Source organism: Rhizobium sp. PAMB 3174 (genome assembly GCF_052908375.1).
Window position 1 is genome coordinate 1,791,513 of sequence record NZ_CM128608.1, and the last position, 16,193, is coordinate 1,807,705.

Sequence of the window (16,193 nt, forward strand, 5' to 3'; positions counted from 1 at the left end):
GGCGCCACCCTGGTCAGGCGGCGCGTTCGATTCTCTTCAATCCACCCATATAGGGCAGCAGAACGTCCGGAATTGTGACCGAGCCGTCCTCGTTGAGGTAATTCTCCAGAACGGCGATCAGCGCGCGGCCGACGGCGGTGCCGGAGCCGTTCAGCGTGTGAACGAACTTCGTCGCCTTGTCCTCCTTGCCGCGGTAGCGGGCGTTCATGCGCCGCGCCTGGAAATCGCCGCAGACCGAGCACGACGAGATTTCGCGGTAGGTGTCCTGACCCGGCAGCCAGACCTCGATGTCATAGGTCTTGCGGGCGCCGAAACCCATGTCACCGGTGCAGAGCGTCACCGTGCGGAAATGCAGACCGAGACGCTTCAACACCTCTTCGGCGCAGGCCGTCATCCGCTCCAGCTCGTCGACCGACGATTCGGCATCGGTGATCGACACCATCTCGCACTTCCAGAACTGATGCTGGCGCAGCATGCCGCGCGTATCGCGGCCGGCAGAGCCCGCTTCCGAACGGAAACAGGGGGTGAGCGCCGTCATCCGGAGCGGCAGCGTCTCCTGATCGAGGATTTCCTCGCGCACAAGATTGGTCAGCGGCACTTCCGCCGTCGGGATCAGTGCGAGCCGCGCATTGGCATGCGGGGTGAAGAACAGGTCTTCCTCGAACTTCGGCAACTGACCGGTGCCGTAGAGCGCGTCATCACGCACCAGGAAAGGCGGCATGACTTCGAGATAGCCGTGCTCGCTGGTGTGCAGATCGACCATGAACTGGCCGAGCGCACGTTCCAGGCGGGCGACCTGGCCTTTCAGCACCGTGAAGCGCGAACCCGACAGCTTTGCGGCCCGCTCAAAGTCCATCCAGCCGAGCTTTTCGCCGATCTCGAAATGCTCGAGCGGCTTGTGGTTCCACATCGGCTTGTCACCGACCATGCGCTTGACGACATTGTCGTTCTCGTCGGCGCCGACCGGCACGTCGTCGAGCGGGATGTTGGGGATGCGGGCGAGCGCGTCATTGAGTTCGAAGTTGAGCTGACGCTCCTCTTCCTCGAGCGCCGGCATGGTGGTCTTGAGGTCGGCGACCTCCGCCTTCAGCTTTTCCGCCAGCTCCATGTTCTTGGTCGCCATCGCCTGGCCGATCTCCTTGGAAGCGGCATTGCGACGGGCCTGCATGTCCTGCAGCTTCTGGACGACGGCGCGACGCTTTTCGTCGAGCGCGATCAACTGTGCCGAAAGCGGCTCGGCCGAACGCTTCTTCAGCGCGGCGTCGAGGGCTTCGGCGTTTTCACGAATCCATTTGATATCGAGCATTGTCTTATCCGAATTGTTCTACCGTTTTCGCTGTGAACGAGCCGCTCCCGTCGAGAGCGGCCTGGCAGCGCCGTCAGTTCCCGGGCATCGACCGAAAAGTCAGGCGCTGCCGGTGGTAGAGTCTTCGGAGGAGTCCTCCGCCGCGCTGGCGGCAGCCTCTTCGGCCCGCTTGCGCTCCACCATTCGCGCCGCATAGATCGACACCTCGTAGAGAAGGATTGTCGGCAGTGCAAGACCGATCTGGGAGAGCGGATCGGGTGGGGTCAGAATGGCCGCTGCGACGAAGGCCGCAACAATCGCATATTTGCGCTTGGCCGCCAGTCCGTCCGAGGTCAGAAAGCCGGTGCGCGCCAGAAGCGTGGTGACGACCGGCAGCTGGAAGACGAGGCCGAACGAGAAGACCAGCGTCATGATGAGGCTCAGATATTCCGACACCTTCGGCAGCAGCGAGATCGCAATGTCGTCGGCGCCGCCCGGCTGCTGCATCGACAGGAAGAACCACATCACCATCGGCGTGAAGAAGAAATAGACCATCGCACCGCCGAGCAGGAACAGGAGCGGCGAGGCCACGAGGAACGGCAGGAAGGCCGCGCGCTCGTTCTTGTAGAGGCCGGGGGCGACGAACTTGTAAATCTGCGCGGCGATGATCGGGAACGAGATCACCAGCGCCGAAAACATCGCCACCTTGAGCTGGGTGAAGAAGAACTCCTGCGGCGCGGTGTAGATCAGCTCCGTCTTCGACGGGTCGAGACCGGCCCAGCCGACCGCCCAGCGATAGGGAACGACCAGCAGGTTGAAGAGCTTCTTGGCGAAGAAGAAGCAGACGATGAAGGCCACGAAGAAGGCGGCAATCGCCCACATCAGGCGCGTGCGCAGCTCGATCAGGTGCTCGATCAGCGGCTGCGGCTTGTCGTCGATGTTTTCGCCGCTCATGCGTCACCCTTTTTGTTGTCTTTGGCCGTAGCGGTGGCCTTCTTTTTATTGTCTTTGGCCGTAGCGGTGGCCTTGCGCTTTGCAGGGGCCTTCGCCTTCGGCGCGGCGGCTGCCACATCGGCATCGGCCGTTTTGGCGGCAACTTTCTTCGGCGCCGCCGCTTTGGTGGCAGTCTTTGCCGGCGTCGCCTTGGCGGCAGCGGCGTCGGTCTTTGGAGCTGCCTTGGCTGGCGCGCGCGGCTTGCGGGCCGCCGGCTTCTTCACCGGTTCGGCAGCGGCGGCTTCCGTCTTTGCAGGCTCGGGCTTTGCCGGCTCGGGGCTCGGCGCAGGTTCGGGCGAAGCCATGATCGGCGGCGGATCGCTTGGCAAGGAAACGGCCGGATCCGGCATCACGATCGGGTCCTCGGCCTTCGGCGCCGTAGCGCTTGTCGCCTTCTGCAAATCGGAGCGGATCGAATTGCCGGCGTCGCGCAGCGGGCTCATCGCCTCGCGGATGGTGTTTGCCGGATTGAGGCTCTTGAGGTCGCGGACTGCCTTGCCGACATCCTCCATATCGGCTTCCTTCAGCGCCTCGTCGAACTGCTGACGGAATTCACCGGCCATGCCGCGAAGCTTCGAGGTCATCTTGCCGAATGCACGCAGCATCGGCGGAAGATCTTTCGGACCGACCACGACGATCAGAACGACGGCAATGACCAAGAGCTCGGTCCAGCCAATATCCAACATGAAAGGGCTCCTGAAGCCGACAGCTTCAATTCTAGCGGAGGTTGGCTGCGGCCGGCACACCCTTGTGAACCGGCCGCTGTCATGCCTGCTGTTCAAGAAAAAAGCGCATACGTCGCCCTATGGCCGCCCGGATGCGCCCTTCAGACTTACTTGACCTCGTCGGCCTTGTGATCGACGGTCTTGGAAGGAGCATCGGGCGTATCTTCGTCGGACATGCCCTTCTTGAAGTTCTTGATGCCCTTGGCGACGTCGCCCATCAGTTCCGGAATCTTGCCGCGGCCGAACAGCAGCAGAACGATCGCCAGAACGATCAGCCAGTGCCACATACTAAAAGAACCCATAATACTCTCCTCGATTGGATCTTGAATTCGATTTAAGACGTTTGGCTTTGATTTTCAAACACCAAAATGTCCTGTTCATTGACTGTCAGTGTCACATCCTTAATGCCGGACGGCAACTGGTCTGCGCGAATACGTGCCCTGACCGTCCGTTCGCTTCCCGGAACGGCAAGGCTGAGCAGCTCGACGACCCCCAGAAACCGCCTGGACAGGATGCGAGCGGGAATGGCGCCGCCCTCCGCCTGGACGCCGATGCCGGAGAGCCGCACCGCGACCGTGACCGGCGTGCCATCGGCAAGTTCCGGCGCCCTCGCCTCGCCCACCGGCGTCATCACCCGGCCATCGCGCACGGTGCCGGGAAACTCGTTGATTTCAGAGAAGAAAGCGGCGGCAAACAGGTTGCGCGGGCGGCGATAGAGATCGTCCGACGTGCCCGACTGCACCAGCCGTCCATCCTTCAGAAGCGCGATCCGGTCGCCCATGCGCATGGCTTCTTCCGCGTCATGAGTGACGACGATGGCGGTCGCCCGCGTCTCGCGCAGGATTGCCAGCGTGTCGGCGCGGATCGTGTCCTTGAGCCGCGAATCCAGACCGGAAAACGGCTCGTCCATCAAGAGAACGCCCGGCCTTGGCGCCAGCGCCCGAGCCAGCGCCACCCGCTGCTGTTCACCGCCGGAGAGCACATGCGGGTATTTGTCGCTGTAGTGGGAAAGCCCGACGCGATCGAGAGAGGCCATCGCCTCGGCGGTCGCCGCCTTGCTCTGCATGGCCGTCAGGCCGAACTTCACATTGTCGAGGATCGTCATGTGCGGGAACAGCGCGAAGTCCTGAAACATCAGGCCGATGCCGCGCCTCTCCGGCGGCAGGAAGACATCGGGGCCCGCGACTTCGCGGTCGTTGATGACGATGCGCCCGTGGCTCTGCGCCTCGATGCCCGCCGCAATCCGCAAAAGCGTCGTCTTGCCCGAGCCGGAGGGCCCAAGCAGGCAAAGCACCTCGCCCGGCTCTGCCGTCAGCGAGACGTCTTTGAGCGTTTCCTTGCCGTGATAGCTGTGGCGGATGCCTTCAAAGGCCAGCCGCGCGGCGAAGGTCACCCCCGCCGTCCGCCTGGCGCCTTCCTGTGCCACCGCCGCTGTTTCAAATGCCATGCGTTCACTCTGTCGGTCTGCAGACATAGAAAGCAGCCGGAAACTCCATCAAAACCTGACTCTAATCATCCGCTTGGCCGCCCGGTGTCAAGAGGCCAAGCTCCTCCAGATCCATCTGGGTGATCGGATCCTCGTCCTCCGCCAGATCGTCTTCGCCACCCGGCAACGGCACCGCGAAGTTCGGCGGAATGCGGCCGGAAAGCAACCCCGCCCCCTTCAATTCTTCGAGACCCGGCAGATCCCGCAATTCCTCGAGGCCGAAATGGTCGAGGAAGTCGCGCGTCGTGCCGAGCGTCACCGGCCGGCCCGGCGTGCGCCGGCGACCGCGGAAACGCACCCAGCCCGCCTCCATGAGGACGTCGAGCGTCCCCTTCGACGTCTGGACGCCGCGGATTTCCTCGATCTCGGCACGGGTCACCGGCTGGTGATAGGCGATGATCGCCAACACTTCGAGCGCGGCGCGCGAGAGCTTGCGCACCTCATTCTCATCGCTGCGGATGACGAAGGAGAGATCGGATGCGGTCCGGAATGCCCAGTTGTTCTCGATCTTTAGAAGATTGACGCCGCGCCCGGCATAGGCGCGCTGCAGCCTTTCCATGATCGGAGCGACCGCGACGCCGCGCGGCAGGCGCTCGGCGATGAAGCTCTCCGAGACGGGACCGGCAGACGCAAAGACCAGCGCCTCGGCGATGCGCTCGGCCTCGACCAGAACTGCCGCATGCATCGGGCGCGCAAGGGCTTCCGCCTCCACGCCGTCGTCATCCTCGATATCGTCTTCGTCTGCCGCCAACCCCTGATGCCCCCGCCTCGGGTTTCTATTCCGCCGGTTCGCCCGCCGCGGGCCCGTACCTTTGGCCCCGCCGCATGTAGATCGGCTCGAACGCGCCTTCCTGACGTATCTCCATCTTGCCCTCGCGCACAAGCTCCAGCGAGGCTGCGAAGGCGCTGGCGATCGCCGTGACCCGATCCTCGGGCGCGACCATGTAGCGGATAAGATACTGTTCCAGCCCGGTCCAGTCGGCGATTTCGCCGATCATCCGCGTCAAAATCTGGCGGGCATCGACCAGCGACCAGACGCGGCGGCGGGCAATCGTCACCTGCGTGATCGCCTGACGCTGGCGCAGCGACGCATAGGCCGTCAGTAGGTCGTAGAGGCTCGCATCGAAGGCCGACTTGCGGCTCTCGGCGATGTGTTCGGGCGCGCCACGCTGGAAGACATCGCGGCCGAGGCGGTCGCGGTTGATCAGGCGGGTTGCCGCCTCGCGCATGGCTTCCAGCCGCTTGAGGCGGAAGGCCAGCGTCGCGGCCATTTCCTCGCCCGAGGGGCCGCCGTCCTTCGGCTGCTGCGGGATCAGGAGGCGCGATTTCAGATAGGCAAGCCAGGCGGCCATGACCAGATAGTCGGCCGCCAGCTCGATGCGAATGCGCCGCGCCTGCTCGATGAACTCGAGATACTGTTCGGCCAGAGCCAGAACGGAGATGCGGGCGAGATCGACCTTCTGCGTGCGGGCGAGATGCAGCAGCAGATCGAGCGGGCCTTCGAAGCCCGCCACATCGATCAGCAAAGTCGGGTCGTCGGTCGCCCGGTCGGCCTTGGCATCCTGCCAAAGCTTGTCCATCGGGATCGCCGCCGCCTTGTTGCCGATGATGTTTTCCTTGTTCAATCGCTTCTCCCGGTCAGACCGTTGGCAGCATGGCGTTGAATTCCGCCCTCAATGCCGCCTCGTCGCCGTCGCTTGCCCTGCCGATCGCCGCTTCGACCTTTTTCGCCCGTTCCAGCGCGCGGCCGGTCAGCGCCGGCACCTCGCGCGCCACTGCCGTCATCTCATCCATGACGCCGTTGCAATGCAAGACAATATCACAGCCGCCGGCCGCAATATTGGCTGCCCGCTCGCCGAGCGTGCCTTTCAGCGCGTTCATCGAGGAATCGTCCGACATCAGCAGGCCGTCAAAGCCGAGCGTCTCGCGAATGATGCCGTCGATGACCTTGCGTGACGTGGTCGCCGGATTGTCCGGGTCAATCGCCTTGAAGACGATGTGGCAGGTCATCGCCATCAACTCGTCCTTCATCGCCGCAAACGGAATAAAGTCATGGGCCTGAAGCTCGGAAAGCGAGGCCTCGACCACCGGCAGGTCGTGGTGGCTGTCGGCCATGCCGCGGCCGTGGCCGGGAATATGCTTCATCACCGGCAGGACTCCGCCGGCCTTCAGCCCTTCCGCCGCGGCCTTGCCGAGTGCGGCGACCTTCTGCGGATCCGTGCCATAGGCGCGGTTGCCGATGACATTGCTGGCGCCCTCAACCGGAACGTCGAGCACCGGCAGGCAGTCGACGTCGATACCGAACCGCGTCAGGTCGAAGGCATGCAGGCGCGACATCAGCCAGGCGGCGCGAAGCCCCCTCTCCCGGTCTTCGTCGTAGAGCGCGCCGATGACGGCGGCCGACGGATAGGCCTGCAGGATCGGCGGCTTGATGCGCTGGACGCGGCCACCCTCCTGGTCGATCAGCACGGGAGCATCGCGGCCGACGCATTCGCGCATTTCGGCGGTCAGGTCGGAAATCTGCTGCGGTTCGGAAATGTTGCGGCCGAACAGGATGAAGCCCCATGGGCGCTCATCGCGATAGAAGGCCTTTTCGTCTTCCGTCAGCTTGAGGCCGCTGCAGCCGAGGATCATTGCTTTTGAGTCGGTCATGACCGGATCATAAAAAGCCGAAGAGCCCGTGGCGAGGGCGCCACGGGCTCATTCACAGCTTAAAGAATCAGTCGACCGTCGATTATCGGGCGACGAGGCAGCTTCCGCCGGCAGCCCTGTAGCGTTCGCACAAGGCGACGGCCTCGTCCTTGGTCCCTCCGGCGATCCGGACACGATAATAGGTGCCCTTGCCCGCAATATCCGCCTTGACGATCTGCATGCCGCGCCCGCCGATGACGGAGGCGAACTTCGTCGCAAGGTTCTTGTAGGACTTCTGAGCTTCCGCTTCAGACGGCAGCGAGGCGATCTGGATGGAATAGGTCCCGGCCGGGATCGTCGTCTGCGCTGCAGCCGGAGCCGTCGCCGCGGCCGGCGCCTGAGCGGCCGGCGTCACGGGTTCGGCTGCAGCCGTCTCGACGGGCCTTGCGGCCGGCGCGGTGTTCTGGTTGTTGACCACGCGAACCGGCTGGTCACCGGGGCGCGGCACCGGTACCGGAGCATTGGCAAGCGCCGGACCGGCCTCTTCCGGCGTATCCGGAGCCATGTCCGGAGAATTTGCGTCGGCTGCGGCATTGCTGTTGGCCACCTGCTGAAGCGCTTCCGGCGACGCCTCGCTGGCGACCGGCGGTTGGGTGCCGTCGGGATGCATGGTCGTGCCGGCGGCTTCGGCCGGAGCCATGACCGACGGCTGGGCACCGTCATTCTTCTGGGTCACTGTCAACGCTGCGGCGGGTTCTTCCTCGCGGGTCACCAGCGTGCCGTCCGGACGCACGATCAGGGTTCTGACCTTGCGCGGCGCGACACTGGCATTCTCGGCGGTCGCCTGCGAACCATCGGCCGGCAGGCTCTCGCCGGACGGCGCCAGGCGCTGATCGGACGCGCCCGCGTCCGCGGTATCATCCGCTTCCCCTTCCATCGGGATCGTGCTCGGCTGCAGCGTCCGCTGCACCACGTCGACCGGCGCTTCGTCGCTCGAGATCAGCGTTCCCTGCGTGGGCTGGTTTTCCGTCTTGCCGGACACCTGGTCGTAAACCGCCTGGTCCTGGTTCAACACCGTCTTGCCGCCCTTGTTGGCCGGCTCGGTGCGATAGGCCTCCTTGTCGGCCTTGATGATTTCCGGCTCGCTCGACAGTTCCGGCAGGCTGACCCCGCCCGCCATCCATGTGTAGGCGCCAACGGCGCCGGCACCGGCGAGCAGCACCAGCGAGGCGACAACCAGCATGCTGCGCTTCGGCCGGTTGGCCGAAATCGCGGCGACGGAGGGCTGGTGTTCGAGCCTTTCCTCCTCGTACTGGCGGTCGTTATCGATACCGGCCATGGCGGCCGACTGCAGCTCGCGGTGAATGTCATCGTTCAGCGCCGTCTCGAAATCCTCGAATTCGAACTCGGTGTCGAACATGTCGGCCGTCTGGGCCGACTCCGTCGCTTTCGACGCCGGTGCTGGCGTGGTCGTCTGCTTCGGGTAATCCGCGATCATCGCCGCCATCTCGGCGTCGACGTCCACCTCGTAGGCGCTGACGGCCGGCCGCGGCTCCTCTTCCGGAACTTCCGGCAGTGCGGGCACATCGAGCGGCGCGATCACCTCGGGCTGTTCTTCGGTTTCCGTGATCATGGCCGGATCGAAGGCCGTTTCCTCGGGCGTTACGTCCATAGGCGGCACGTCGTCTTCCGTCGCATAATCCGGCTCGGATGCCGCAGCCGTCATGACGGGCTCCTGGCGCACCGGCTCGGAAACCTGTGCACGTTCGCTCACATGGGGCGCTTCCGGCTCCTGCCGTGCCCGCAGGAAGGCGGACGACACGAATTTCGGGATGGCAGCGGCCGCTGCAGCGGTCGCCATCGCCGCCGGCGTCGACATTCTCTGCTCGGCCTCGATGCTCGGCGCCTCGATCGCAGCGTCGTCGACCTCGTCGACCTCTTCGGCGATCGCCGGCATGGCGATTTCGTCCTCGAGCGCACGTCCGAAATCATGCGTCATAGACGCGCTGATCGAAACGTCGGAGGCTGCGGCATTGGTGCCGAACGGGATCGGGTAACGGGAAATATCGTCGAGCAGGTCATCCTTGCCATGGTTCCAATGGCCGGGATCCTCTTCCGGCAGGCCATCGTGCCGATCGTGCTCGGCCTCGAAGCCCATGGACGGCGGCTGCGACACCGCTTCTTCCTCGATCGGCTCCTCGACGATTACCGGTTCGGCCGGCACGCCGTCGCGGAAATTCGACACCGGCAGACGGATCGCCGGCTGATCGTAAGGCATCTCCGGCTGCTGGTGCATATGCGCGCCATCGTCGGCCTCCACCTCGTCGGACGGCTCGTCCGTTTCATCGGCATTGAGTTCGTCGGCAAAGGCGCCGATCGACAGATAGAGTTCGCGCGTCAGTTCGCTTTCGTCGAAGTCATCCAGCGCGTCGGCCTGGGATGACACGGCATCGGCTGTATCCTCCGCATAGGCCTCATGTTCTGCGCTCGCGTCTTCCATCGGCTCGACAGCGGCGGGCTCATCCGCGTAGGATTCGTATGCGGCGACGGGAGCAAGGTCCTCGTCTTCATACGCATCGACCTCTTCCGCGGACGCCTCTTCCGACGGCCATTCGGCGCTTGTCGGCTCAGCCTCGTAAACCGCATGCGGAAGTTCGGCAGGATGTGGAGCGATCGCCTGCGGCACCGAATCGGGTTCGGCCGCGAGAGGCTCCGGCGCCAGCGGATATTCGTCTTCCAGTTGAGGGTGTGCCTGCTCGTCGTCGGAGTCTTCGAACGCATCGTCGATCGACAGCTCGCGCATCAGCTCCGCTTCGAGATCGATGACCGGCTCGACGTCGTGGTAGGGCGCCTCAACGGGCTCGACGGCCGCCGGAACGTCTTCGGCAGCCTTTTCCTCGGGAACGGGTTGGGACACAGGCCGCACAGGCTGAGGGTCGAAACCGACAATCCGGGCCAGCTCGGCCAACGGATCATCTTCGGCAAATACAGCCGCCCTCTTGTTCCCCTGACCCGAGTAGTTATTGTCCACCATTACTCATCCAGTCATGTATTTACGCGCATAACTGCCAAGACTTTGTGGGCAAATGTTGGCCGTTATCGCATTTCCTCGGGTGCCGCCGTACCAGTGATGGCAAGACCCGACCGCAGGACCGATGCAACGGCATACACCAGCCCTAGTCTGGCAATGCTCAATTCTCGGTTTTTATCGTTAACAAACCGTAATTCAGGTGCATCTTTACCTTTATTCCAATGCGCATGGAAGGAACTAGCCAGGTCGTAGAGGTAAAAAGCGACCCTGTGAGGCTCCTGAATGCCGGCTGCCGTCTCGATCAGGCGCGGAAACTCCGCAAGTTTGGCGAGCAGCGAGACTTCGCTCGGATCCTGGATCAGCGAAACCCCCTTGCCAAGATCAAGTGATTCGATGTCGACGTCCGGGAACGCCTCCTTCGCCTGGCGGAAGATCGACATGCAGCGGGCGTGCGCATACTGCACGTAGAAGACCGGGTTGTCCTTCGACTGTTCCGTTACCTTCGCGAAGTCGAAGTCCAGCGGTTCCGAGCTCTTGCGGTACAGCATCATGAAGCGAACAGAATCGCGGCCGACCTCGTCGACGACCTCGCGGAGCGTCACGAAATCGCCCGACCGCTTGGACATCTTTACCGGCTCGCCGTTGCGGTAGAGCTTGACGAGCTGGCACAGCAGCACGGTCAGCTTCACAGTGCCGCCGGACACCGCCTTCGCCAGCGCCTCCAGGCGCTTGACGTAGCCGCCATGATCGGCGCCGAGCACATAGATCATCTCGCCGAAGCCGCGGTCGAACTTGTCCTTGAAATAGGCGACGTCGGCGGCGAAGTAGGTATAGCTGCCATCCGACTTGATCAGCGGCCGGTCGATGTCGTCGCCGACCTCCGTCGAGCGGAACAGCGTCTGCTCGCGGTCTTCCCAGTCTTCCGGAACCTGGCCCTTCGGCGGCGGCAGTACGCCCTTGTAGACATGGCCCTTGAAGGTCAGGTCGTTGATCGCGGTACGGATCGGGGCTGCGCCGTTGGCATGCAGCGTGCGCTCCGAGAAGAACACCTCGTGCTTTACGTTCAGCGCCTCCAGATCCTCGCGGATCATCACCATCATCGCGTCGATGGCGCGGTCCTTGACGATCGGCATCCAGTCGTCCTCGGGCATTTCCAGAAGCCTGGTGCCGCAGTCGGCGGCCAGCGCCTTTCCGACCGGAACGAGATAGTCGCCCGGATAGAGCCCTGCCGGAATTTCGCCGATGGTTTCGCCGAGGGCCTCGCGGTAGCGCAGGTAGACCGAGCGCGCCAGAACGTCGATCTGCGAACCGGCGTCGTTGATGTAGTATTCCTTCTCGACAGCGTAACCGGCATAGGCGAGCAGGTTCGCCAGCGCATCGCCGACGACGGCGCCGCGGCAATGGCCGACATGCATGGGCCCGGTCGGATTGGCCGAGACGTATTCGACGTTGACCTTGCGGCCCTCGCCCATCGTCGACCGGCCGTAATCCTCGCCGAGCGCGATCATGGAGGCGAGCAGGCGCTGCCAGTAGCCCGTCGACAGGCGAATGTTGATGAAGCCCGGACCGGCGACCGAAATCTCGGTGACGTCCGGATCTTCCTTCAGCTTGGCGATCAGGATGTCGGCGAAAGCGCGCGGATTGGTGCCGAGCGGCTTTGCCAGAACCATGGCGGCATTGGTGGCTACATCGCCATGGGCCGAATCGCGCGGCGGCTCGACCGTGATGCGGGAAAGATCCACTTCGCTTCGCTTTTCAGAAACAATGTCAATTTCTTCCAAAGCTTTTTTAATTCTTTTGTCGAAGTCGCTGAAAAGGTTCATCTGTTGTGGTCCACGCATGAAAAGAAGCCGGCGAACGCCCCGTTCCCGGCATATTGCCCGCTGCCTATCGCAATTCCGGAGTATGGTCAAACAGGCGCTGATGGGTCTTGATGGCGAAAGTATCGGTCATGCCGGCCAGATAATCGCCGACATGGCGGGCCTTGGCACCCTCGTTGAGGTTCGGCAGCTGGTCCACCCAGTAGTGCTTCTCCATCAGGCCGGGATCGCTCATATAGGCGCGGAACAGGTCCTTGACGATCTGGGCGGCACCGGCCCGGATGCGCATGATATCCGGGTGCCGGTAGATGCGCTTGAAGAGCATGCCCTTGATCTCGCGATCGGTCTTCGCCATCGCCTCGGAGAACGTCGCCGTTACCCGGGGAGCAAGCCGAATGTCCTGCGCCCTCTCCGGCTTCACCTCGGCAATTCTAGCCTGGGCGACGCCGATCACATCCTCGATCATGCGGGTGATCTGCCGGCGCATGATCTCGTGGGTGAAGCGGCTGGCCTCCAGCGACGGATAGCGGTCGCGGACCTCTTTCATCAAACCTGCCAGGAACGGGATTTCCTCCAGCATGTCGAAGGTCAGGTAGCCCGACCGCAGGCCATCATCGATGTCATGGGTGTTATAAGCGATATCGTCCGAAATTGCCGCGACCTGCGCCTCGAGGCTGGCGAAGGTCGCGAGCTCCAGGTCGTGCAGTTCGCAGTAATCGAGGATGGGCTTCGGCACCGGATGGCCGTTCAGGCCGGTTCCATCCGCGGCCATCAGCGGGCCGTTGTGCTTGACCAGCCCCTCCAGCGTCTCCCAGGTCAGGTTCAGCCCATCGAACTCGGCGTAGCGGCGCTCCAGCTTGGTGACGATTCTCAGCGACTGGGCATTGTGGTCGAAGCCGCCATAGGGCGCCAGTTCCTCGTGCAGCGCGTCCTCGCCGGTGTGGCCGAATGGTGTGTGGCCGAAGTCATGCACCAGTGCGACGCCTTCGGCGAGATCCTCGTCCAGGCGAAGGGCGCGGGCCAGCGCGCGGGCGATCTGCGCCACCTCGATCGTATGCGTCAGCCGGGTGCGGTAGTGATCGCCGTCATTGGCGATGAAGACCTGAGTCTTGTGCTTCAGGCGCCGGAATGCGGTCGTGTGGACGATACGGTCACGGTCGCGCTGGAAGTCGGAGCGAGTCGGACTGGCATTCTCGTTGTAGAGCCGGCCGCGCGTCGTCCACGGATCGGCGGCATAGATCGCCCGCTCGCCCGCTCCAAATCCCAATGCATGCCTGTCGAATGTCATTCCTGCTCCTGCCGCCTCTTCAGCCATTGACGCCGCCTGCCTGTCTTCATACCTATAGCTCTGCAGGGCTTGCAACAGTCAGCGGTCTATGACGGCTATCTGACGCGGGCCTGACATGAAGACTTTTACTCTCCGGACCTTGACCCCGGCAGGAGGACAGCATGAGCGAACCACAGGTAACCCTTTCCGATTCCGCCGCGAAACGCATCGCGACCATTCTCGGCTCCGATCCCGGCAAGACGGCACTGCGCGTCTCCGTCGAAGGCGGCGGCTGTTCCGGCTTTTCCTACAAGTTCGATCTGGTGAACGACCAGACGGATGACGATCTGGTGATCGAGAAAAACGACGCCAAGGTACTGATCGACAGCATGTCGCTGATCTACATGGCCGGCTCCGAGATCGACTTCGTCGACAACCTGCTCGGGCAATCCTTCCAGATCGCCAATCCGAACGCGGTCGCCAGCTGCGGCTGCGGCACCAGCTTCGCGATCTGAGCACAACGTTCAGACCGGCAATCGGAAAAGGCCGCGGCTTCTGTCCGCGGCCTTTCGCATATTCGGCTGACGTCTTGTCTATTCGCTTGCGCCTGCCTTTTCCGGAATGACAAGCGAGAGGACGATTGCGGAGAGACCCGCCAGCGTGATCGGGGTCGCAAAGACCTGCTGGACGATCGACGGCAGACCCTTGATCGCGTCCGGCACCAGCGTCACGCCCAGACCCAGCCCGAAGGAGACGGCCATGATATATATCTTGCGCCGGTCGATCTCCTGGGTGGCAAGGATACGGATGCCCGCGACCGCGATCGAGCCGAAGAGAACCAGTGTAGCCCCGCCGAGCACCGGCTTGGGAATCAGCTGAAAAATGCCACCGATCACCGGGAAGAAGCCGAGGACGACGAGTATTCCCGCGATGTAGAGGCCGACATGACGACTTGCCACCCCGGTCATCTGGATGACGCCGTTGTTCTGACTGAAGGTGGTGTTCGGGAAGGTGTTGAAGAGTGCCGCAAGTCCGGAGTTTACACCGTCGGCAAGGACACCGCCCTTGATCCGCTCCATATACACCTTGCCTTCGACCGGCTCGCCGGAAATGACGGAGTTCGCCGTCAGGTCGCCGGTCGTCTCGATGGCCGTGATGAGGTAGACGAAGGCAATCGGCAGGAACAGGACGAGATCAAAGTCGAAGCCGTATTTCAGCGGCACCGGCAGAGCGAAGATCGGCTGGCTGCCGAAGCTCGAAAAGTTCACCTTGCCGATGATAGCGGCGACGATGAAGCCGGCGATGAGACCGAGCATGATCGCCGAGATGCGGATCATCGGGTTCTTCTGGAACGTCAGCGTCAGTATGACAGCGACGACGAAGAGGCCTAGCAAGATGTTGACCGGACTGCCGAAGTCGGCCGCCCCTACCCCGCCGGCAAAATCCGTGAAGCCGACCTTGACGAGGCTGAGACCGATCACCGCGATGACGATGCCGGTCACTGTCGGCGTGATGATGCGACCAAGCTTGTCGATGAACTGGCTGAGCACGACTTCGACAAGGCAGCCGACGAGGCACAAGCCGAAGATCATGGCGAGGATGTCCTCAGGTGTTCCACCTTGCGCCTTGACCCCGAAACCGGCCGCAAGGATCGCACCGAGAAATGCGAAGCTCGTCCCCTGCAGGCTGAGCAGGCCGGAACCGACCGGACCGATACGCCGGCATTGAATGAAGGTCGCCACGCCCGACACGAAGAGCGACATCGAGATCAGATAGGGAATATGCTCGCCTAGGCCGAGAACACCGCCAATCACGAGCGACGGCGTCGCAATTCCGACGATGCTGGCGAGAATGTGCTGAAACGCCGCCAGAAATGCGGGTCCCGGCGCCGGCACATCGGCGAGCGCGTAGATAATTTCTCCATCTGCAGTTGCCTGTTTTTCAGTCATGTTTGCCCCTTCCAAGGCTGAATTGCCTCTCGAACCCGACAACCGTCCTTAAATGACGGCGCCCGTTTCATAAGACGCAAGGAATATGCCATGGAGGAAAGCCCGCCTGTCGCGCCCGCTCAACACAGCGCGACGGCGGTCGGGGCTTTACTGGGAGGGCGAAGGCAGGTAACCGGTTTGCAAACGAGACCGAGAGGACGCCGATGAAGATCGCCACCTGGAACATCAACGGCATCAAGGCGCGGATCGACAATCTGCTGACCTGGCTGAAGGACGCCTCGCCCGACATCGTCTGCCTGCAGGAAATCAAGTCGGTCGACGAAGGTTTTCCGCGGATGGAGATCGAGGCGCTCGGCTATCACGTCGAGACCCACGGCCAGAAGGGTTTCAACGGTGTCGCCATCCTGTCGAAGATGAAGCCCGACGAGGTCAATCGCGGCCTGCCGGGCGACGACAGCGACGAGCAGGCCCGCTTCATGGAGGCGGTGTTCTCCCATGCCGGCGGCGCGTTCCGCGTCTGCTCGATCTACCTGCCGAACGGCAATCCGGCTGACGATCCGGTCAAGTATCCCTACAAGCTCGCCTGGATGGAACGGCTGAAAGCCTTTGCCGAGGATCGCCTCGCGCTCGAGGAACCGCTGATTCTCGCCGGCGACTACAATGTCATTCCCGAACCGCACGACTGCTACGACGTGAAGGCCTGGGAATCAGACGCCCTCTTCCTGCCGCAGACGCGCCAAGCGTTTCGCCGGCTTGAGCACCTCGGGCTGACGGACGCGCTCCGCGCCACGACGGACGGCGTTCCGGCCTATACGTTCTGGGATTACCAGGCAGGCGCCTGGCAGAAGAACAACGGCATTCGTATCGACCATCTTCTGCTGTCGGCGGAAGCGACGGACCGTCTGCAGGCGGTCGAGGTCGACAGCCAGGTCAGGGCTTGGGAAAAGCCGTCCGACCATGTGCCGGTGATCGGCCGATTCGATTTCTGAAGGATCGCCGGGCGCTT

The 16,193-nt window shown here is 63.1% G+C and carries 14 protein-coding genes; 2 read left to right on the top strand and 12 right to left on the bottom strand.

The genetic code is table 11. From position 1 onward, the window contains the following. Positions 1 to 13: 13 nt before the first annotated feature. The 11 genes from serS to ACU5AY_RS08620 all read right to left on the bottom strand — a co-directional run bounded on the left by serS (position 14) and on the right by ACU5AY_RS08620 (position 13,259). Positions 14 to 1,306 carry a serine--tRNA ligase gene (serS, locus tag ACU5AY_RS08570; RefSeq protein ID WP_446828730.1) on the bottom strand — a complete coding sequence of 431 codons (1,293 nt, stop codon included), beginning with the start codon at positions 1,304 to 1,306 and terminating at the stop codon, positions 14 to 16. Positions 1,307 to 1,405: 99 nt separating this feature from the next. Next, positions 1,406 to 2,239 (bottom strand): twin-arginine translocase subunit TatC, encoded by an 834-nt coding sequence (gene tatC / locus ACU5AY_RS08575; protein ID WP_446824342.1) that lies wholly within the window; start codon positions 2,237 to 2,239, stop codon positions 1,406 to 1,408. Then, complete coding sequence (gene tatB / locus ACU5AY_RS08580) at positions 2,236 to 2,964, bottom strand: Sec-independent protein translocase protein TatB (protein ID WP_446828731.1); 729 nt, start codon at positions 2,962 to 2,964, stop codon at positions 2,236 to 2,238. Before tatB ends, tatC begins: the two co-directional genes overlap by 4 nt. Before the next feature lie 146 nt (positions 2,965 to 3,110). Next, a complete protein-coding gene (locus tag ACU5AY_RS08585; protein ID WP_446824344.1) occupies positions 3,111 to 3,305 on the bottom strand; it encodes a twin-arginine translocase TatA/TatE family subunit in 195 nt (64 codons plus the stop codon). Positions 3,306 to 3,337: 32 nt separating this feature from the next. Beyond that, complete coding sequence (locus tag ACU5AY_RS08590; RefSeq protein ID WP_446828732.1) at positions 3,338 to 4,450, bottom strand: ABC transporter ATP-binding protein; 1,113 nt, start codon at positions 4,448 to 4,450, stop codon at positions 3,338 to 3,340. A 61-nt stretch (positions 4,451 to 4,511) separates the two neighbouring features. Next, positions 4,512 to 5,174, bottom strand: a complete 663-nt coding sequence (gene scpB / locus ACU5AY_RS08595) for an SMC-Scp complex subunit ScpB (protein ID WP_446828979.1) — start codon at positions 5,172 to 5,174, stop codon at positions 4,512 to 4,514. A gap of 91 nt (positions 5,175 to 5,265) precedes the next feature. Beyond that, positions 5,266 to 6,069 (bottom strand): segregation and condensation protein A, encoded by an 804-nt coding sequence (locus tag ACU5AY_RS08600; RefSeq protein WP_446826083.1) that lies wholly within the window; start codon positions 6,067 to 6,069, stop codon positions 5,266 to 5,268. 58 nt (positions 6,070 to 6,127) lie between these two features. Further along, the gene (gene nagZ, locus ACU5AY_RS08605; protein WP_446828733.1) at positions 6,128 to 7,141 is read right to left on the bottom strand and encodes a beta-N-acetylhexosaminidase; all 1,014 of its coding nucleotides are present in this window, start codon (positions 7,139 to 7,141) and stop codon (positions 6,128 to 6,130) included. A gap of 82 nt (positions 7,142 to 7,223) precedes the next feature. After that, positions 7,224 to 10,088, bottom strand: coding sequence for an SPOR domain-containing protein (locus tag ACU5AY_RS08610; RefSeq protein WP_446828734.1), 2,865 nt, complete (start codon positions 10,086 to 10,088; stop codon positions 7,224 to 7,226). A 128-nt stretch (positions 10,089 to 10,216) separates the two neighbouring features. After that, on the bottom strand, positions 10,217 to 11,974 hold the full coding sequence (argS, locus tag ACU5AY_RS08615) for an arginine--tRNA ligase (RefSeq protein ID WP_446828735.1): 1,758 nt from the start codon (positions 11,972 to 11,974) through the stop codon (positions 10,217 to 10,219). Positions 11,975 to 12,038: 64 nt separating this feature from the next. Beyond that, positions 12,039 to 13,259 (bottom strand): deoxyguanosinetriphosphate triphosphohydrolase, encoded by a 1,221-nt coding sequence (locus ACU5AY_RS08620; RefSeq protein WP_446828736.1) that lies wholly within the window; start codon positions 13,257 to 13,259, stop codon positions 12,039 to 12,041. 161 nt (positions 13,260 to 13,420) lie between these two features. Between ACU5AY_RS08620 and erpA the strand changes: the two genes are divergently transcribed. Beyond that, positions 13,421 to 13,753 (top strand): iron-sulfur cluster insertion protein ErpA, encoded by a 333-nt coding sequence (erpA, locus tag ACU5AY_RS08625; RefSeq protein WP_446828737.1) that lies wholly within the window; start codon positions 13,421 to 13,423, stop codon positions 13,751 to 13,753. A 78-nt stretch (positions 13,754 to 13,831) separates the two neighbouring features. Here erpA and ACU5AY_RS08630 read toward each other — a convergent pair whose 3' ends face one another. Continuing rightward, positions 13,832 to 15,187, bottom strand: coding sequence for a nucleobase:cation symporter-2 family protein (locus ACU5AY_RS08630; protein WP_446828738.1), 1,356 nt, complete (start codon positions 15,185 to 15,187; stop codon positions 13,832 to 13,834). Positions 15,188 to 15,390: 203 nt separating this feature from the next. Here ACU5AY_RS08630 and xth point away from each other — a divergent pair, with 203 nt between their 5' ends. Beyond that, positions 15,391 to 16,176 (top strand): exodeoxyribonuclease III, encoded by a 786-nt coding sequence (xth, locus tag ACU5AY_RS08635; protein WP_446824352.1) that lies wholly within the window; start codon positions 15,391 to 15,393, stop codon positions 16,174 to 16,176. The last annotated feature ends 17 nt before the right edge of the window (positions 16,177 to 16,193 follow it).